The following is an 18,557-nucleotide window of genomic DNA, read 5'->3' as shown; positions in this document are numbered from 1 at the left end:
AACTCCTTCAGTGGCGGCAGTGCCGTGAATCTACGTGCCCAATCTACCCCGTGGACCACGGGAATCCGCGGATTTCCAGGGTTGCCGGTGCTGCTTGGCAGCCCGTCTACCAGCGGCCGTTGCGGGGCCTGGGCTGGCACACGGGGCAGGTGTAGGAGGACCGGTTCATGAACTGTTCCCGCTTGAGGATGCTCACCAGACCGGCGGCGGCGCAGCGCTTGCACTGCTGCCCTTCGCGGCCGTAGGCGTTGAGGGAACGGTCGAAGTAGCCGGAGGCGCCGTTGACGTTGACGTAGAGCGAATCGAAGCTTGTTCCGCCGGCGGCCAGGGCGTCCGTCATGACCTCCCGCGCGGCGTCCAGCACCCGCTCGGCGTCCGCCCGGCGCAGGGTGTCCGTGGGGCGTGCGTAATGCAGCCGCGCCTTCCAGAGAGCCTCGTCCGCGTAGATGTTGCCGATCCCCGAGACCAGCCCCTGGTCCAGCAGCGCCCGCTTGAGGCCGGTCTTCCGGGCCCGGAGGCGGCGGTAGAACTCGTCGAAGGAGAAGTACGGGTCCAGCGGGTCCCGGGCGATGTGCGAGGCTTCCTCGGCGATCAGCGGAAGCGGCGTTTCGGCGAGCCCGCCGGGACCGCCGTCGGACGTGGCGATCAGCGAGGTGAGGAACAGCCCGCCGAAAATTCGCTGGTCCACGAAGCGGAGCTGTTCCGGCATGCCCTCAGCCGGGCTCAGGCGCAGCCGGACCTTCAGGTGTTTCTCGTCCGGAACACCGGCGTCCTGCATCAGGAGCTGCCCGGACATGCCGAGGTGGGCCATGAGTGCCACGGCCGGCCGGGGGGGTCCCGATTCGGCGTCTCCCGATACGGCGGGTCCCGATACGGCGGTACCGTCCGGTGTATCGGCCAGCGGCAGCCACAGGAACTTCCCGCGCCGGACCACGTCCAGCACCCGGGCACCCTCGAGGTTGCCGGCGAAGTCCTCGGGACCGAGCGCGTGCCGGCGGACGGAGCGCGGATCCACCACGTCAACGGACGTGATGGTCCGGCCGCGTACCCAGCTCACCAGGCCGCGGCGGACAACTTCAACCTCCGGCAGTTCAGGCACAGCGCGCCTAGCTGTCGGTCTGGGTCAGCTGCCGCGTCTCCGAAGGCGTTTCGGGAACCGGTGCCGGGGGAACCGGTGCCGACGGTGCAGGGGGAACCGGTGCGGAGAGCCGGCGCCAGGCGTCCGCGGCGGCTTCCTGCTCGGCTTCCTTCTTCGAATTCCCCGAGCCGGTGCCGTAGTCCGTGCCGCCGATCCGCAGTATGGCCTCGAACGTCCGCGCGTGGTCCGGGCCGGAGCCCTCCACCGCGTAGTTGATGGTGCCCATCTGCCGGCTGGCGGCCAGCTCCTGGATGCTGGTCTTCCAGTCGGTGCCGGCGCCGAGGGCGGCAGCGTCCGCCAGCAGCGGCCCGATCAGCCGCATGACCAGCTGGCGTGCCGTCTCAATGTCGTTGGAGATGTAGGTGGCGCCGATCAGCGCCTCCATGGTGTCCGCCAGGATGGACGCCTTGTTCTTGCCCTCGGTGAGCTTCTCGCCCTGTCCGAGGAAGATGTATTCGCCCAGCCCGATGCTGCGGCCGATGCCGGCCAGTGCCCGGGTGCTGACGACGGCGGAGCGGCGCTTGGCGAGGTCCCCTTCCGGCAGCGTGGGGTTGTCACGGTACAGCGCGTCGGTGACGGAGAAGCCCAGGATGGAGTCACCCAGGAACTCGAGCCGTTCGTTGGTGGGAATGCCGCCGTTTTCGTAGGCGTAGGAACGGTGTGTGAGCGCAAGACGAAGCGTCCCGGCGTCAATAGAGACACCGAGACGCTTCAGAAGCTCTTCAGTTGAAGACATCTTATTCAGCCTGTCGGCGGATTAGACGTCTGCGACCTTGCGGCCCTTGTATTCAAGGAACAGCGCGGTGCCAGCCGAGTCGGTAACGACCTTTGCCTGGTGCGGCAGGCTGTAGGTAACCTGGCCGTTCTCGACAGTCTTCACCAGGTGGGGGGCAGTTGCCTTCCACTGGGAGCGGCGGGCGCGGGTATTCGAGCGAGACATTTTCCGCTTCGGGACAGCCACGGCTAACTCATTTCTCTCTAGTCCAACACTTACAAATCAGTTTTGCCGGTCAGGCTTAGCCAAGTCGGCTAGGGCAGCCCAGCGAGGATCTACGATCTCGTGGTGATGCCCCGGCTCGTCTTCCAGGCGAACTCCACATTCGGAGCAAAGGCCCTGGCAGTCTTCCCGGCACACCGGCTGGAACGGCAGCATGGTTACAACTGCGTCCCGCAACACCGGCTCAAGATCGATAACATCGCGCTCGACTCGATATTGCTCTTCTTCGTCTTCTTCATCCGAGAATTCAGCATCCTCGTAGAAGAAAAGTTCTTGCACATTGACCTCGAGGTCATACGCAAGGGGATCCAGGCATCGGCCACATTCGCCGGTTACTTCGACGTTTGCGGTTCCTGATACCAGAATTCCTTCGTGTACGGCCTCCAGCCGCAGGTCCAGCCCGACATCCGAGCCTTCCTGCACGCCAATGAGCGCCACACCAAGATCACCTGGTGCGGGTACATGTTCCGTCAGCGTCCGCATGCTTCCCGGACTGCGTCCGAGGTCCTTGACGTCGAACGCCAGGGGCGAACTAGCATCTCGTTTAATGAGAACTCCTGTTGAACATATGACCGACGTACTATCTTAGCCTGATCTTCCGGACGGACTCAAACCGCGGATACGCCTGGGGCTCACACCGCAAACGGCTTTGGATTCGGGCCGCGCAACCGGCAGCAGGCCGCCGAGTACCGATCAAGCTTACCCTCTGTGCGCCTAATCCTGGACAGGCCCGCCCGCGTGCAGCCGTTTCAGCACGGATCGGGGCACAAACTCCGAGACATTGCCGCCCAGAGTGAAGACTTCCTTGATCAGGGTGGACGACAAATGAAGGTAATGGGCTTCCGCCGGAAGGAAGACCGTTTCGACGCCGGTGAGCTGCCGGTTCATGGTGGCCATCGGCAGTTCGTAGTCGAAGTCCGACGACGAACGCAGGCCCTTGACGATGGCGGACACACCCCGCTGGCGGCAGTACTCGGCCAGCAGCCCCTCCCCCACCGGCTCCACAACAATGCCGCGCAGGGACGCCAGGGTTTCCCTGGCCATCTCGATCCGCTCGTCCAGGCTGAAGCGGTACTTCTTCGCGTAGTTGGTGGATACTGCCACGATCACCTCGTCGAAGAGGCCGGCTGCTCTGGCGATCACTTCCAGGTGTCCATTGTGAATGGGGTCGAAGGAGCCAGGGCATACGGCGCGTCTCATGCTCCGAACCTACCGTATCCGCGCCGCCGAGCGGGATACCATGGCTGAATGTCAGCTTCCAGCAACCCTTTCGCCGTGGCCGGGGGCGTCGTGCTCGTCACGGGCGCCGCCAGGGGCATGGGCCGGCTCTACGCGCTCCGCGCAGGCTCCCGGTGACCGCCCCGCTGCGGTTCCCGTGGCAGCGGGCCGCGACCGGCGCCAACCTGCTCTCCGCCGACGGCACCCTGGGTGTGACGATCTTTGAGGAAATGACCACGCTGGCGCTGCACACCGGCGCCATCAACCTGGGACAGGGGTTCCCGGACGAGGACGGCCCGGCGGAGATCAAGGCGGCCGCCCAGGCCGCTATCGCCGCCGGCTACAACCAGTACGCGCCGGGCAAAGGCATCATTGAACTGCGCGAGGCAATCTCCCTCCACCAGGAGCGCTTCTACGGCCTGACCCCGGACCCGCAGACTGAAATCATCGTCACCACCGGCGCCACCGAGGCCATTGCCGCCTCGCTGCTCGCCCTCGTGGGCCCCGGCGACGAGGTCCTCACCTTCGAACCCTTCTACGACTCCTACGGCGCCATCATCGGCCTCTCCGGCGCCCGCCACGTCACCGCGCCGCTGCTGGCACCGGACTTCATGCCGGATCTGGACGCCCTTGAAGCGGCGTTCAGCCACCGCACCAAGGTGGTGCTGGTCAACAACCCGCACAACCCGACCGGTGCGGTGTTCCCGCGCGGGGTGCTTGAGCGCGTCGTCGAGCTGGCCACGAAGTACGACGCCGTCATCATCACCGATGAAGTCTACGAACACCTCACCTTCGGCGTCCGCCACATCCCCCTGGCCACCCTGCCCGGAGCGGCCGAGCGCACCCTCACCATTTCCTCGGCCGGCAAGACGTTCTCCTTCACCGGCTGGAAGATCGGCTGGCTCAGCGGCCCCGAACACCTCGTCGCGGCCGCCCGGACCGTGAAGCAGTTCCTCAGCTACAGCTCCGGCACACCGTTCCAGGGCGCCATCGCTGTGGGCCTCGGCCTGCCGGACGAGTTCTACGCCGGGATCGCCGACACGCTCCAGCTCAAGCGGGACATCCTCAGCGAGGGCCTCCGCGCCGCCGGGCTGGACGTCTTCACCCCGCAGGGGACGTACTTCGTGAACGTCGACACCGCGTCGCTGGGCATCTCGGACTCCGTGGACCTGGCCCGCCGGCTGCCGGCGCTCATCGGCGTCGCAGCGATCCCGGTGCCGGTTTTCTGCCACCCGGAAGGAGCCGAGCGCACCCGCAGCCTCCTGCGCTTTGCCTTCTGCAAGCGGATTGACGTCTTGCAGGAGGCCGCCGAACGGCTGGCAACCCTGCGGGACCGGCTCTAAAAGGGTGGCCGGAACACCGGCGGCGGCGTCGCGCTTTCTGCGGACCACGGGCCAGCACGCCACGATCGAGCCCGATGAATTCACCGAGGGCGGCTTCGTGCTCAGCATCGGCGGGGCCGAGCAGTCACACGTGAACCTCACCGACCTTTCGGACATCTTCTACGAGTACCTGCGCCGGATCGGGCACGTGGTGGACCTCGCGGCGCCGTGGGGTGAGCCCATCAGCGCCCTCCACCTCGGCGCCGGGGCCCTGACGCTGGCCCGCTACATCCAGGCCACCCGGCCCGGCTCCGTGCAGTACGCGGTGGAACTGGAGCGGGAACTGCTGGACTTCGTATTGCAGCAGCTGCCCTTGCCCGAAGGCATACAGCTGCACACGCTGATCGGCGACGCCAGGGAGGCGCTGGCCGGGCTGCCTGCAGGACAGCGCTTCGACGTCGTCATCCTGGACATCTTTTCCGGCCCCGAGGCACCCGCGCATCTTGCCTGCACAGAGTTCTACCGCGAGGCCGCCGCGAAGCTGACCCCGCGCGGAGTGCTGATCGTCAACGTGGGTGACGAACCCGGGCTGACCCTGGTCCGGAGCCAGGTGGCCGCGCTGCGCCGGGCGATGACGGACGTGTCGGCCGTCGCCGAGGCCGGCATGTTCACCGGCAGGTATCCCGGCAACATCATCCTGACCGGCACGCAGACGCCGTGGCCGGAGGCGTGGACCGCGGCGCTGTTGGCCCGCGGCCCGCATCCGGCGAGGGTGCTGTCCGGCGTCGGGCTCGATGAACTCTCGGACCAGCCGGGCTGACCGGGCTGCTCCCCCGGGAGGACATGTCCAGTTCTCGCGCCCGGGGCCGGGCATAACCGGAATATGTCCATCCGCAGACCCCGGCGCGGGGCATGTCCGGGCTCCGGGGTGGCACGTCCGGACCAGGGGCGCGTCCGGTTCCAGGGCCCCCGAAGGACATGTCCAGGCCTCGCGCCCAGGACCGGGCATAACCGGTCTATGTCCATCCGCGAACCGCGGCGCGGGGCATGTCCAGGCTCCGGCGGCAGGTGCGGTGGCTCCGCCAGTGGCGGGCTACTCCCCGTCTTCCAGCACTACCTCCGGGACTTCCGGCACACTGGGCTCAGCGAACCAGAGCCGGGTCTCCCCGTACTTCCGTTCGGCAAACCGTTCCAAGCCGTCCGGCCAGGTGGGTTCGGGGCTCCGCGAGGAGCGTTCCACCACGACGACGGCACCTTCCGCCAGGTGCGGTGCGAGCTCGGCCAGCACGTCGGCCAGCGCGGGTTCCTCCAGCGGGTAGGGCGGATCCAGGAAGACAAGGTCCCAGCGGACAGCCTCCTGGGTCCGTTCGAGGAACGATTCGACCCTGGAGCGGTGCACCGAGACCACCTTGCGGCGCGCGACGGTGTTGACGAGGTCCGCGTTGCGCTGGCAGACCTCGCTGGCCTTGGCATCGAACTCCACGAGGTCCACCGTCTCGGCGCCCCGGCTGGCGCTCTCCACCCCCAGCGAACCGGAGCCGGCGTAGAGATCCAGCACGCGGGCGTCCGCCACGACCTCGAAGGCGTCCAGCCGGGAAAACAGCGCTTCCTTGACGCGGTCCGTGGTGGGGCGGGTCAGGGAGCCGGGCACGCTGACCAGCGTGGTTCCGCCCGCGGCGCCGGCGATGATGCGGCTCATCGCCGGGACCCCGTAGCTGCGTGGATTCTGCTAGCCGCGTTCAAGGAACGCCTCCTTCTCAGGGTTAAGGTATTCGTCGATTGCCTCGGCGAGCCCGGGGTGGCCCGCTAGCGACGGGTCGGCCGCCACGATCCGCTGGGCGTCCTGCCGGGCCCGGGCGATGATGTCCTCGTGTTCGAGCACCCGCAGGAGCTTCAGCGTGGACCGGCCGCCCGACTGGGAGGCACCCAGGATGTCGCCTTCACGGCGCAGCTTGAGGTCCTCCTGCGAGAGCTCGAACCCGTCCGTGGTGGCCGCAACGGCATCGAGCCGGCGGCGGCTGGGATGGCCGGGTTCCAGAGTGGTGACGAGCAGGCAGGTCCCGGGCAGGCCGCCACGGCCCACCCGGCCGCGGAGCTGGTGGAGCTGCGAGATGCCGAACCTGTCCGCGTCCAGGATCACCATGAGCGTGGCGTTGTGCACGTCCACGCCGACTTCGATCACGGTGGTGGAGACGAGCAGTTTGGTCTCGTTCGCGGTGAACGAGGCCATGGTCCCGGACTTGAGCGCAGGGTCCTGGCGGCCGTGCAGGGGCGCCACGGTCACCCCGGCGAGTGCCGGTTCGTCCCGCAACTGTTCGACGACGCCGGTCACGGACGCCAGCTCGCGCCCGCCGCCGTCGCCTGCGAGGTCGGCGGCGGACGGTTCGGTTTCCCCGGGACTGAAGTCGCCGTCGTCGTCGGTGCCGATCTTGGGACAGACGACGTAGACCTGGTGGCCGGCGTCGATCTCCTCACGGGAGCGGGACCACAGCCGGGCGAGCCACGCGGGGTGCTCGGCCAGCCCCACGACGTGCGTGGTGATGGGCGCGCGGCCGGCCGGGAGCTCGTCCAGCACGGAGGTTTCGAGGTCGCCGAAGACGGTCATGGCCACGGTCCGCGGGATCGGGGTGGCGGTCATGACCAGGAGGTGCGGAGGTTTGCAGGCCTTGGAGCGCAGGACGTCGCGCTGTTCCACGCCGAAGCGGTGCTGCTCGTCGACCACAATCAGGCCGAGGTCGTAGAAGGAGACGTTGTCGCTGAGCAGCGCGTGGGTTCCGATCACGATCCCGGCCGTTCCGGAGGCGGCATCCAGCATGGCCTGCTTCCGCGCCGCGGTGGGCATGGAGCCCGTCAGCAGGCTGACCTGGACGGCGTCGGCTCCGAGGCCGCCGAGCATCCCGTCCCGGGACAGCGGGCCGAGCGTGCGGCGGATCGACTCGAAGTGCTGGGCGGCGAGGACCTCGGTGGGTGCCAGCAGGGCCGCCTGTCCCCCGGCGTCGACCACCTGCAGCATGGCGCGCAGCGCCACGATCGTCTTGCCGGACCCCACCTCGCCCTGCAGCAGCCGGTTCATCGGGGAAGCCTGGCCGAGCTCTTCGGCGAGCGTCTTGCCGACGGCGGACTGGCCGGCTGTCAGCGTGAACGGCAGCTGGCGGTCGAAGGCGGGCAGCAGACCGCCGGCTGCCGGGCGGCGGGCGGTGGCCTCCTCGGCGGCGAGCTGGGCGCGGCGCCGTGCCAGTGCGGACTGGAGTACCAGGGCTTCCTGGTAGCGGAACCGGTCGCGGGCCCGCTGCCAGTCCGGCGGCGTCTGCGGGGCGTGGATCAGGCGGTAGGCCTCCGCGACGGGCAGGAATTTCTCCCGGGCGGCAATCTCCGCCGGCAGCGGGTCACCCAGGGCCTCGAGCTCGACGGTGTCCAGGAGCGTGGAAATCACCTTCTGGATGGACCAGCTGGTCAGCTTGGCCGTGGCCGGATACACCGGGATGGGCATGGCCGCGAGCTTTTCCGGATCCATCCCCGGCGTCTCAGGGTCCTCGTCGAGCAGCAGGAAATCAGGGTTGGTCAGCCCGAGCGCGCCGCCGTAGCGCGTGACCTTGCCGGAAAACATGGCGCGCCGGCCCGGCTGGAGTTCGGCTTTGGCCCGGAAGCCGTTGAAGAAGCTCACCTTCAGGGTGCCCGGCATCCTTGCTCCCGGGGGCCGGACGGCGCCGGCGGCTCCCCCGGCATCATCGGAGATCACGACGTCGGTCAGGGAGCCGCGGCGGGCGCGCATCTGGCGGGTGCTGTTGGAGATCACGCGGGCGATGAGCGTGACTTCCTCGTCGAGCGGGACCTCACTGATCGGGGTCAGCTCGCCGCGGCTGAGGTAGCGGCGCGGGAAGTAGTTCAGCAGCCCGCCCACGGTGGTGATGCCGAGGTGCTTCTCAATGACCGCCGCGGAGCGCTTGCCGATCCGGCGCTCCAGGCCGAGGTCCAGTTCAGCGTTCATGTCCGTCGGGGTCCCGCGGCTCAAATTCACGCGGGAGGGCGAGTTCGCTGACGGAAAAGTCCGAGGGCTCGCCGAGCGATCGGATCAGGGCCACGGCCGGGCCGGCGTCCAGAACATGGACGTGGACCCGCCAGCGGTACTGGCCGGAACTGTCGGCCGCGGCGCCCACCTGGCTCATGATGACCGAGTCGCCCATCTCATCGAGCCGCTGGCGCATCATCGCGGCATCCAGCGGCGAGAGCGTGATGGTGCACATGACTTCCACGCCCTCGTCCCGGGGCATGGCGGCGTGGATGTGCGGATCCTGGACGTCGTAGCCGTGCAGGCCGTCGAGGAGTTCGCTCTGCAGTTCCTCGCCCAGGACGGCGGAGCGCAGGCAGTCAAGGATCAGCAGCATTCCGACCCCGCCGGCGTCCACCACATGGGCGGCATGCAGGGCATCGAGCTGGTCCTCGGTGTGGATCACCGCTGCCAGGGCAGCCTCGACGGCGGCATCCAGTGCCAGTCCGAGCGTGTGGTTGCTGTCGTCGCCGTCGTGCGCTGAGTCCACGGCGGCGGCGGCGCGGGCGGCGGCTTCCATGACGGACAGCATGGTTCCCGGCACGGGATCGCTCAGCGCGGACCAGGCCCGGATCTGGGCCCGGTTGAGGGCGGCGGCCAAGAGCGGGGCGCTCAGCCGGGTGTGGCCGGCGAGTGGCTCGGCTGCGGCGCAGAGGAAAACAGCGAACAGCGTCCCGGAGTTACCGCGGGCCTGCTCCATGGCGGCCTGGCCGGCCCGTGCCAGGACCGCGCCGACGTCGTTCTGGGCCGGACCGGGGCTCCCGAAAGCGGTTTGGGCCAGGTCCCCGGCGACCAGCGGGATGGAGGCGGTGTCGGCGGTTAAGGAGGCCGTGTCCATGGCCGTGCCCGTGGCTGTGTTCGTGCTTTGCAGTGCGTGCACCGCGGCCCGGACCGTCAGGTAAAGGTTGGTGCCGGTATCGCCGTCGGCGACGGGGAAGATGTTGATGGCGTTCAGGCGGTCGCTGTGGTTCCCTAGCGTTGTTTCTGCCTTGCCCAACCACCGCTTCATCGCTTGCGCGTTGGCGGCAATTTTAGTCTGCAAAGTGATCCCATCCCACGGTGTCAGCGGGCCGGCCCGCGATCTTGACGCCCGCGCTGTCCAGAGGTGCAGGGGCTTCTATCGAGCCTATCGCAGTGAAACCGGGAGGCAGCTGAAGGCCTGCGGGGAATGTGGCGAGCAGTCCGTGGTCTTCCCCGCCGCCCAGGACCCAGGCCAGCGGGTCAGTGCCAAGCAGCGTCGACGCCGGCAGCAAGGGAACGGCGAGTTCCTTCAGTGCGGCGGCGTCCAGGTTGAGCACCGCGCGGCTGGCTGCCGCCATGCGGCCGCCGTCCCGCACCAGGCCGTCGGAGATGTCCATCATCGCCGTGGCCCCGGCTTCCCTGGCCAGCGGACCGGCGGCGAGCGGTGGCCGGGGCCGGCATTGGGTGTCCATCAGGGCCCGCTGCTCCCCGCTGAGCGAGTGGACGCCGGTGTCCGATTCGAGCAGGGCCAGCCCGGCGGCCGCCCGTCCCACGGTTCCCGCCAGCGCCAGTGTGTCCCCGGGGCGGGCTCCGGAGCGCAGCACCGGTTCCCTGCCGTCCAGGGTCCCCAGTATCGCGACGCTGACAGCCAGCTCCCGCCCGCGGCCCAGGTCTCCCCCGGCCACGGCGCAGTCCGGGGCGCCAAGTTCCCGGATGCCGGCGGTCAGTCCGTCCGCGAAGTCCTCCACCCAGGAGACGGCCGTTTCCGGCGGCATCGTCAGGCTCACCACCATGGCCGTGGCGCGGGCTCCCATGGCGTTGATGTCGCTGAGGTTTTGCGCGGCGGCCTTCCAGCCGACGTCGTATCCGCTGGTCCGGTAACCGTTCTTCCATTCGAGCCGGAAGTCCTGGTCCGCCACCTGGGTGTCGATGCTGATCACGGTCCGGCCGTCGGGCACCGCCACGATGGCGGCGTCGTCCCCCGGGCCAAGCAGGACCGCCAGGTTGCCGCCGGTGCCGCGGTTGAGCCGGGGGAAGATCCGTTCGAGGAGCTCGGACTCGGAGAGCGCGGCAACGGTCAGGGAAGCTTCGGGCACGGTGGAGTCGGGCACGGTGGAGTCGGGCACAGTCGATTCAGGCACAGCCCTACGCTACCGCGGGGGCCGGACAACAGACTCACGGGACGGGACGGGACGGGACGGGACGGCAGGACCCCCCGGCAGGCACCCCGGCAGGATCCCCGGCGGGGTGGGGTCGCCGCGGACGCAGATTCACACCGCGTTGAGGGCGTCCAGTACGATCGATGGGTCAGCGGCCTAAACTCTTTCGGGGGAATCACCATGCCTAGTGTCATGCCAATTTTCGGGACCCGTCCCGAAGCTATCAAGATGGCCCCTATAGTTGCCGCCCTTCAGGAATCTGAGCATTTCGACTGCGTCGTCACGGTCACGGGTCAGCATCGCGAGATGCTCGATCAAGTCAACCAGCTCTTCGGCATTGTGCCGGATCATGATCTGAATATTCTGCAGCAGCGCCAGTCACTCTCCGCCATCATGACCCGGACCATCGATGGGCTGGACAAACTCTTCGCAGCCAACAAGCCAGACGTCGTCATCGTTCAGGGTGACACGACGACGTCCACCGCCGGCGCCATCGCAGCGTTCTACCATGGCATCCCCGTGGTGCACGTTGAAGCAGGCCTTCGCAGCGGAGACCTGTTCTCCCCGTTTCCGGAGGAGGCAAACCGCAAAATCACCAGTCAAATCGCCAGCCTCCACCTTGCACCCACAAGCGTGAGCAAGGCCAACCTCGTCGCCGAGGGAATCGACCCTGCCAACATCGTCATTACCGGAAACTCTGTCATCGACGCCTTGCTCACCACGGTCGGCAAGCAGATCCCATTCACGGACCCGCAGCTTGAGGAACTCGCTGCCAGCGGCAGGAAGATCCTCCTGGTCACCACCCACCGGCGTGAAAACCAGGGAGGCGCCATGCAGGGCGTGGGCCGGGCCCTGGCCAGAATCGCGGAAGCCGAACCGGATCTGATGATCGTGCTGCCGGCCCACAAGAACCCGGTGGTCCGCGAAGCTGTGCTCCCGGCGTTGGCAGGCTTATCCAACGTCATTGTGACCGAGCCGCTGGCCTACGGTGAATTCACCCGGATGCTTTCCCTCGCCCACATCGTCCTGACGGACTCGGGAGGTGTGCAGGAAGAGGCCCCCAGCCTCGGAAAGCCCGTCCTCGTCATGCGGGACAACACTGAACGGCCCGAAGCGGTCGACGCCGGCACCGTGGCCTTGATCGGGACAGACGAAGAGGTCATCTTCAAGGAAGTCGACCGTCTCCTGCATGATCAGGAACATTTTGACTCCATGGCCAATGCGGTCAATCCTTACGGCGACGGCCGCGCATCCGAGCGGACAGTCGCGGCCGTGGCCGCCATGCTAAACCTCGGTCCACGCCTCCCCGAATTCGGCCAGTAGCTGCGGGCCGGCTGACGTATCTTGAGGGGTAGCCGAGCCCCCAAGAGCGTGGGTCGAAAGGGTCTCCGTGACTCAGGCGCCCTTCCTTTAGGCTTCTGCGGTGGCCAGGATCCCGGTGGTTTCCCGGTATTTGAAGAGTTTGAGCAGGTTGTGGCAACCCGCCGGGAGCTCCCGTTCGCGGGCGGCTTCCCCACCGGGACCGCCACCCGGCCTACTGGGCCTGCTACGACCGGAAACGCGGCAAAGGCAAACGCCACAACCAGGCCCTCGTCGTCCTCGCCAGGAGACGCTGCGATACCCTCTACAGCATGCTTCGGGACTGAACCCTCCACCAGCCGAGAACCACCGCAGTGACCTGATAGAACCCCAAGGATCTCCGTACAGCAGCCACCGCCCGATTGGAAGATTCAGGAGGCCGGCGACGGGCTGGGCACGGAGCCGCTAGGATTCGCATACCCCAGACGCCCCTATGAGTCAGAAGGTGGGACCAATGCATCTTGACGAGGTCATCGACCAGTTTCATCGAGCGGTAAATCAGTTTGCTAAAGGCGACCCGGAACCCGTCAAGGCCATTTTCTCCCACAGCGGGGATGTCTCCCTTGCTAATCCCTGGGGCCCTCCGGTGGTGGGCTGGGAGCGAGTATCAGAGGCCCTCGATTCAGCGGCGGCACGGTTCAAAGATGGACGCGTCACCGCTTTTGATGCCCTCACCAAGCACGTCACTACCGATCTCGCCTGCTTCCTGGACATAGAACACTGGCAGGCCAAGGTCGGAGGAGGAGACAAAATATCGCCGTTTGATCTGCGGGTAACGAGCATTTATCGCCTTGAAGGTGACACTTGGGCACTTGTGCACCGCCACGCAAACCCAATCACCACACCGCAGGCACCGGACGCCGTGCTGCGAAAATAGCGCACGGGATTCACGCGATCCGAATCCACCCCGGGGTTGCAGACGCACATGGCCGGCCGGACAAACGGCCGTGCGCTCGACGCCGAGCCCCATTGTCCCGGGCGTGCCCCGGTCCAGGGTGCGACATGCCCTCCCATGCATCTTGACGAAAACCATAGCGGCACCCCGTGTTTGTGCCAGCCCGTCGCGATGAAGAACTCGGTCCCACCGGCGGTCTCGATTTCCGTGACATATTCGTGGTTGGCTGCTTCACAATGCCCGGCATCAATGGTCCATTGGAAGGGCATCTGTCCCACGCGCCGGGTGGTGTGTTCGATCATCGAGGCCAGTGGCCGCCTCCGCCCGGGCCTTCCGGGCGGCTTCGCCCTCCATGGGACTTGCGGGCAGCGGCCAGCGTCGCAAGCCGCGATTCCCTGTCCGCCAGAGCCTCCGGCAGCTGGTCCCCGCGCTTGCCCGCACCGTACCGGTTGTCCCTCGGCCGCGTCCACGGCCTGGGGCCGGGCCAGCAAATCGCTGACCTCGTCGGCAAGGATCCTCTGCTTCTCCGTCAGCCTCGCGTAGCTCATCACCTTGCGCCCGGAGGAGCTGGCCCGCACCTTCGTCCCGCCCAACGCGACCCTCCTCCGAGAGACCATGCCCGGGGCCCGGCAGAGCCCCGGGGCCTGGAGGACCACATGGCCCAACGCGGCCAGGTGTTACCGCGCACGTTATTTGACGACGGGTCGGTCACGTTGTCTGACGATGGAGCCCTCTTCTTCGGTCCTTCGCGTTACACGGTTTGACGATCGAGGCGTGAGCAATGACCGCGTCAGCATGACGATGAGCCACCCGCCTTCGTGCAGCGCGTCGAGCCGTGTGCTCGTGGGCCGCCGGAGGGTCTTCCAGCCCGTGGTGCGCCCCGACGAGCCAAGCCCCTGTGTGGTCAGCGCTGTGAACGCGCGGCCAGGGGCTCCTGGCTGGCCCAGGCCATGTGCGGTGCACAGTCGGCGCCGGCGGATCTCTGCCGTCGCGCATCCGAGCGATTCACACGGGATTTGAGCGCGTCAACATGCCGACGGGGCCGCCCGACGTGGGCTGGACAGCACACGTCACCTTGACGATGCGCGTCGGCACCGACGATGACGCCTACGGCGTCAAATAACGTGCGCGGTAACACCAGGTGACGTTGGCGGAACCGTCCAATGGACCGGAAAACCGGAACCTGCTGTCCGGCGAGCCAACGGAACGCGACCACCTCCTCACAGCCCCGTTCCAGCTCCCGTGAGGAGCGCACCCCGACGCAGCATCCGTGGAGCAGGACCCGGACGATGAGCCGCGGATCGCACGGCGGCTGTCCCTTCGCCTTCGCATACGAGCCGTAGAACCGGGCCGGATCCAGTTCCTCGGCGACGACTTCGGCAATGAACCGGGCCAAATTTTTCTGCGGCAGCCACTCGTCCAGCGACGGCGGCACCAGCATCACCGTCTCCGGCCGAAACGCCCATGGACAGCGACGAGCCATCTCAGAAAGCGCCCTCGCGAGCCACCTTCCCGCAACCCCGCGCAATGTCCGCGTCTGCCGCCCAAGGTTTTCCCAAGCTGCCCTGTCTAGCGTCTGTCCTATCCCTAGGACCAGTGCCGCCAGGAGGCGCAGATGGATCGCAGAACAGCACCTATCCTCCTCCCCGCGACCAGGTCCCTTGCGAGGCACTCTAGCCAGGGGCGCCCGCGTGCTTCTTTCCTGCGGCCCCGCACCACACTGATTCAATCCCTCATCTTGGGGCCGACGGCCGGCAGGCATCGGGCTGGCCGCGGCGGAACGCGGGGGCCAGTGATCCTGGGGGCGCCGCGTGTTGGAATTCTCCGCGCGTCCGCGCTTCTGGTGACAGTCCTGCTGATCATGGGGTACGTGGCGACGGCTCCGCAAACCTACTCGGGCGCGGCCGGATCGCACGTTCACTCGGCGGCGCTGCCGGCTCCGCAAGACTCCGCAGGCGTGGCCGGACCGCACCTGCACGTCCCCGAGGTGCTGCCGGCTGCCGCGACGGAGGCACTTCCGGCTCCAATGCCACGGACCGGGTGGACGGCTTCGTCCAGCGACGAGGAGATCTCCGGCCAGAACGGCCGCGCCAGCAATGTGCTCGACGGGGACGCCGCCACCTTCTGGCACAGCAAGTGGACCGCTCCTGCCGGCCCGTTGCCGCACACCATCACGATCGACACTAAGGCGACGCAAAGCATCTCGGGGTTCCGCTATCTCCCGCGTTCCACCACCGCGAACGGGCGGGTCGGCAGCTTCGAGATCCTGGTGAGCACCGATGGCACCACCTGGAGTGCCCCGGTGGCTCAGGGGACCTGGGCGGACAGCAGTGCGGAGAAGACGGTGACCTTCACCGCGGTCAGCGCACGGTACGTCCGGCTGATCGCAACCGCTGAGGCCGGCGACCGCGGTCCGTGGAGCAGCGCCGCCGAGATAAACCTGGTCGCCGGGCAAACCGCACCCCCTACCACCGAGATCAACCTGCTCGCCGGGCAAACCGCACCCGCTGCCGCCGAGATCAACCTGCTCGCCGGGCAAACCGCACCCGCTGCCGCCGAGATCAACCTGCTCGCCGGGCAAACCGCACCCGCTGCCGCCGAGCTCGTCGGCCCGTCGCGGGGGTCCTGGGGTCCCACGATCAATTTCCCGATCGTCCCGGTCGCAGCGGCGCTATTGCCCGGCAACAAGCTGCTGACCTGGTCCGCCTATTCCCCCACCGCTTTCGGTGGCAACAGGGGCTACACCCAGACGTCCATCCTGGACCTCACCACCGGCAAGGTGAGCCAGACCCGGGTGTCCAACACCGGTCACGACATGTTCTGCCCCGGGACCTCGCTGCTACCGGACGGCAGGATTATGGTCAGCGGCGGCGCCAGCAGCACGAAAACCAGCCTGTACAACCCTGCGACGAACACCTGGAGCCCGGGGCCGGACATGAAGATCGCCCGCGGCTACCAGAGCAACGTGACCACCTCCACCGGTGAGGTGTTCACCATCGGCGGGTCGTGGTCCGGCGGTACCGGCAACAAGAACGGCGAGGTGTGGTCCGCCGCCGGCGGCTGGCGAACGCTGCCGAACGTGCTGGTCGACAAGATCCTGACCGCCGATCCCCGCGGCGAGTACCGTGCCGACAATCACGCCTGGTTGTTTGCCGCCAGCGGTGGCCGCGTGTTCCAGGCGGGCCCGAGCCGCCAGATGAACTGGATCTCCACCACCGGCAAGGGCAGCATCACCTCGGCCGGTCCGCGCGCAGATAGCCAAGACGCGATGAACGGCGACGCCGTGATGTACGACGTCGGAAAGATCCTCACCGTGGGCGGGTCGACCGCCTACTCCAATACCCCGGCTACGGCGCGGGCGTACACCATCGACATCAACAACGGGGTCAAGGTGGCCCGGACCGCAGACATGGGAGTGACCCGGTCGTTCGCGAGCGGAGTCGCACTGCCCGATGGCCAGGTGCTCGTGGTCGGCGGTCAGGCCACCCCGGTTCCGTTCACGGACACAGCCGCCAGGATGGCCCCGGAAATCTGGAACCCGGCCACCGGAAAGTGGACCACGCTGGCCCCGATGGCCATCCCCCGGACGTATCACAGCATCGGCATGCTGCTTCCCGATGGCAAGGTCTTCGTCGGCGGTGGCGGGCTGTGCAACACCTGTACCACCAACCATCTGGACGGCGAAATTTTCACCCCTCCCTACCTGCTGAACGCCGACGGGAGTGCCCGCACCCGGCCGGCGATTGTGACCGCACCGGCCACCGCCGCGACCGGCAGCACGATCGCGGTGACAACCAAAGCGCCCGTCACCAACTTCTCCCTGATGCGGATGAGCACCGTGACCCACACCGTGAACACCGACCAGCGGCGGATCCCGCTGACCGCAACTTCGGTGTCGGGCAACACCGCGTCGCTGACGTTGCCGGCGGACAGCGGCGTGCTGGTGCCGGGCACCTATATGCTTTTCGCAATGGACGCCAACGGGGTGCCCAGCGTCGCCTCGACGATCAGGATCACCGTTTCGGCAGGTTCTTCGGGAGGTTCTTCGGGAGGTTCTACGGCAGGTTCTGCGACTGAACCAGGGACACAAATTCCAATAACGCCGTTCCGGGCGTTGGATACCCGTAAAGGTGCCCCGGTCGGTGCTGACTCGTCGGTGTCCTTCCAGGTCGGCGGCGTGAGCGGGATCCCGGCGAATGTCTCTGCCGTGACGTTCAACCTCACTGTGACCGAGCCCCGGTCCTTCGGCTTCGCCGCCGCGTATGCCTCCGGCGCTGCGCGCCCGAACGCTTCCAACTTGAACTTCGCCAGGGGCCAGACTGTCCCGAACTCGGTGACCGTTCCCGTAGGTGCGGACGGGAAGGTCACGCTCTTCAACCGCTCCTCAGGCACCACCCACTTCATCGCCGACGTCTCCGGTTATTACATTGCGGGCACCCCGACGGCGGCTGGTGCGTTCAAGCCCACAGCACCGTTCCGGGCGTTGGACACCCGCAGCCGCGCCGCGGTCGGTGCTGACTCGTCGGTGTCCTTCCAGGTCGGCGGGGCGAACGGGATCCCGGCGAATGTCTCGGCCGTGACGTTCAACCTCACCGTGACCGAGCCCCGGTCCTTCGGCTTCGCCGCCGCCTACGCCTCCGGCGCTGCGCGCCCGAACGCCTCCAACTTGAACTTCGCCACGGGCCAGACTGTCCCGAACTCGGTGACCGTTCCCGTAGGTGCGGACGGGAAGGTCACGCTCTTCAACCGCTCCTCGGGTACCACACACTTCATCGCCGACGTCTCCGGTTATTACATTGCGGGCACCCCGACCGTGGCTGGTGCGTTCAAGCCCACAGCACCGTTCCGGGCGTTGGATACCCGCAGCCGCGCCGCGGTCGGTGCTGACTCGACGGTGTCCTTCCAGGTCGGCGGGGCGAACGGGATCCCGGCGAAGGTCTCGGCCGTGACGTTCAACCTCACTGTGACCGAGCCCCGGTCCTTCGGCTTCGCTGCCGCTTACGCCGGCACTGCGCGCCCGAACGCTTCCAACTTGAACTTCGCCACGGGCCAGACTGTCCCGAACTCGGTGACCGTTCCCGTAGGTGCGGACGGGAAGGTCACGCTCTTCAACCGCTCCTCGGGAACGACCCACTTCATCGCCGACGTCTCCGGCTACTACATCGCCGGCCCCCCGAAATGACGTGACAGCGCCTACGACGCGAGCTGTTCGATGATAAGTGATGGAACAGCAAACGTGCGCCAACACGCATTTTGTCCCGAGATTCCCGGACCATCAGCAAAGCACGGATGATGACGAAAGCTGCCACCAGCTAATCGTGAGGTCGGGAGATCGAGCCTCCCCACCGCTACCAACTAAGACCCCCGGAATCCTCGTGATTCCGGGGTCTTTTGTTTGTGGGCGGGATTGGGTCCGCGCGTTCCTCCCGGGATGCCCCTCCGACCAATAACCGCGTCACT

Annotated in this window: 15 protein-coding genes and 1 pseudogene; 6 read left to right on the top strand and 10 right to left on the bottom strand. The window is 67.3% G+C overall.

Annotated elements, in window-relative coordinates; translation table 11 throughout:
- Positions 1-106: 106 nt before the first annotated feature.
- From mutM to coaD, 5 genes are all read right to left on the bottom strand, one after another.
- Positions 107-1,099, bottom strand: a complete 993-nt coding sequence (gene mutM, locus ACVWZ8_RS15840; RefSeq protein ID WP_456505136.1) for a bifunctional DNA-formamidopyrimidine glycosylase/DNA-(apurinic or apyrimidinic site) lyase — start codon at positions 1,097-1,099, stop codon at positions 107-109.
- A gap of 7 nt (positions 1,100-1,106) precedes the next feature.
- Complete coding sequence (gene rnc / locus ACVWZ8_RS15835) at positions 1,107-1,874, bottom strand: ribonuclease III (protein ID WP_426978392.1); 768 nt, start codon at positions 1,872-1,874, stop codon at positions 1,107-1,109.
- A 21-nt stretch (positions 1,875-1,895) separates the two neighbouring features.
- Entirely contained in the window at positions 1,896-2,099 is a 204-nt protein-coding gene (gene rpmF / locus ACVWZ8_RS15830; RefSeq protein WP_009356569.1) for a 50S ribosomal protein L32, read from the bottom strand.
- A gap of 36 nt (positions 2,100-2,135) precedes the next feature.
- A complete protein-coding gene (locus tag ACVWZ8_RS15825; protein WP_426979707.1) occupies positions 2,136-2,660 on the bottom strand; it encodes a YceD family protein in 525 nt (174 codons plus the stop codon).
- Positions 2,661-2,849: 189 nt separating this feature from the next.
- A complete protein-coding gene (gene coaD / locus ACVWZ8_RS15820) occupies positions 2,850-3,335 on the bottom strand; it encodes a pantetheine-phosphate adenylyltransferase (protein WP_426978393.1) in 486 nt (161 codons plus the stop codon).
- Between the two features lie 152 nt (positions 3,336-3,487).
- Here coaD and ACVWZ8_RS15815 point away from each other — a divergent pair, with 152 nt between their 5' ends.
- Positions 3,488-4,696, top strand: a complete 1,209-nt coding sequence (locus tag ACVWZ8_RS15815; protein WP_456505135.1) for an aminotransferase class I/II-fold pyridoxal phosphate-dependent enzyme — start codon at positions 3,488-3,490, stop codon at positions 4,694-4,696.
- Positions 4,697-4,700: 4 nt separating this feature from the next.
- Complete coding sequence (locus ACVWZ8_RS15810) at positions 4,701-5,495, top strand: spermidine synthase (RefSeq protein WP_456505134.1); 795 nt, start codon at positions 4,701-4,703, stop codon at positions 5,493-5,495.
- A gap of 273 nt (positions 5,496-5,768) precedes the next feature.
- Here ACVWZ8_RS15810 and rsmD read toward each other — a convergent pair whose 3' ends face one another.
- From rsmD to ACVWZ8_RS15790, 4 genes are read right to left on the bottom strand one after another with little or no spacing between them, the layout of a single operon-like run.
- Complete coding sequence (gene rsmD / locus ACVWZ8_RS15805) at positions 5,769-6,374, bottom strand: 16S rRNA (guanine(966)-N(2))-methyltransferase RsmD (protein ID WP_456505133.1); 606 nt, start codon at positions 6,372-6,374, stop codon at positions 5,769-5,771.
- A gap of 30 nt (positions 6,375-6,404) precedes the next feature.
- Complete coding sequence (locus ACVWZ8_RS15800; RefSeq protein ID WP_456505132.1) at positions 6,405-8,663, bottom strand: ATP-dependent DNA helicase RecG; 2,259 nt, start codon at positions 8,661-8,663, stop codon at positions 6,405-6,407.
- On the bottom strand, positions 8,653-9,732 hold the full coding sequence (locus tag ACVWZ8_RS15795; protein ID WP_426978398.1) for a DAK2 domain-containing protein: 1,080 nt from the start codon (positions 9,730-9,732) through the stop codon (positions 8,653-8,655). The genes ACVWZ8_RS15800 and ACVWZ8_RS15795 overlap by 11 nt, the downstream gene beginning before the upstream one ends.
- A 22-nt stretch (positions 9,733-9,754) precedes the next feature.
- Complete coding sequence (locus tag ACVWZ8_RS15790; RefSeq protein ID WP_426979708.1) at positions 9,755-10,780, bottom strand: thiamine-phosphate kinase; 1,026 nt, start codon at positions 10,778-10,780, stop codon at positions 9,755-9,757.
- Between the two features lie 243 nt (positions 10,781-11,023).
- Here ACVWZ8_RS15790 and wecB point away from each other — a divergent pair, with 243 nt between their 5' ends.
- The 3 genes and pseudogenes from wecB (at position 11,024) to ACVWZ8_RS15775 (ending at position 13,079) form a co-directional block, all read left to right on the top strand.
- Positions 11,024-12,166: a non-hydrolyzing UDP-N-acetylglucosamine 2-epimerase gene (gene wecB, locus ACVWZ8_RS15785; RefSeq protein ID WP_456505131.1), complete on the top strand. Its 1,143-nt coding sequence runs from the start codon at positions 11,024-11,026 to the stop codon at positions 12,164-12,166.
- 200 nt (positions 12,167-12,366) lie between these two features.
- Positions 12,367-12,489: pseudogene (locus ACVWZ8_RS15780) on the top strand (IS110 family transposase); the annotation flags it as partial.
- 167 nt (positions 12,490-12,656) lie between these two features.
- Positions 12,657-13,079: a YybH family protein gene (locus tag ACVWZ8_RS15775; RefSeq protein WP_456505130.1), complete on the top strand. Its 423-nt coding sequence runs from the start codon at positions 12,657-12,659 to the stop codon at positions 13,077-13,079.
- Positions 13,080-14,001: 922 nt separating this feature from the next.
- Here the strand turns inward: ACVWZ8_RS15775 and ACVWZ8_RS15770 are convergent.
- Positions 14,002-14,580, bottom strand: coding sequence for a transposase (locus tag ACVWZ8_RS15770; RefSeq protein ID WP_456505965.1), 579 nt, complete (start codon positions 14,578-14,580; stop codon positions 14,002-14,004).
- A 360-nt stretch (positions 14,581-14,940) separates the two neighbouring features.
- Here ACVWZ8_RS15770 and ACVWZ8_RS15765 point away from each other — a divergent pair, with 360 nt between their 5' ends.
- Positions 14,941-18,279: a discoidin domain-containing protein gene (locus ACVWZ8_RS15765; RefSeq protein ID WP_456505129.1), complete on the top strand. Its 3,339-nt coding sequence runs from the start codon at positions 14,941-14,943 to the stop codon at positions 18,277-18,279.
- The last annotated feature ends 278 nt before the right edge of the window (positions 18,280-18,557 follow it).

The organism is Arthrobacter sp. UYCu723 (assembly GCF_054059215.1).
The sequence above is the reverse complement of the archived record's forward strand: the minus strand, read 5'-3'. Positions and strand labels throughout refer to the sequence as shown.

Excerpts from the sequence above, each read along its gene's own strand:
- ACVWZ8_RS15775 (WP_456505130.1), top strand. The coding sequence starts at position 12,657 with ATGCATCTTGACGAGGTCATCGACCAGTTTCATCGAGCGGTAAATCAG.
- coaD (WP_426978393.1), bottom strand. The coding sequence starts at position 3,335 with ATGAGACGCGCCGTATGCCCTGGCTCCTTCGACCCCATTCACAATGGA.
- ACVWZ8_RS15800 (WP_456505132.1), bottom strand. The coding sequence starts at position 8,663 with ATGAACGCTGAACTGGACCTCGGCCTGGAGCGCCGGATCGGCAAGCGC.
- ACVWZ8_RS15795 (WP_426978398.1), bottom strand. The coding sequence starts at position 9,732 with ATGAAGCGGTGGTTGGGCAAGGCAGAAACAACGCTAGGGAACCACAGC.
- ACVWZ8_RS15770 (WP_456505965.1), bottom strand. The coding sequence starts at position 14,580 with ATGGCTCGTCGCTGTCCATGGGCGTTTCGGCCGGAGACGGTGATGCTG.
- wecB (WP_456505131.1), top strand. The coding sequence starts at position 11,024 with ATGCCTAGTGTCATGCCAATTTTCGGGACCCGTCCCGAAGCTATCAAG.
- rnc (WP_426978392.1), bottom strand. The coding sequence starts at position 1,874 with ATGTCTTCAACTGAAGAGCTTCTGAAGCGTCTCGGTGTCTCTATTGAC.
- rsmD (WP_456505133.1), bottom strand. The coding sequence starts at position 6,374 with ATGAGCCGCATCATCGCCGGCGCCGCGGGCGGAACCACGCTGGTCAGC.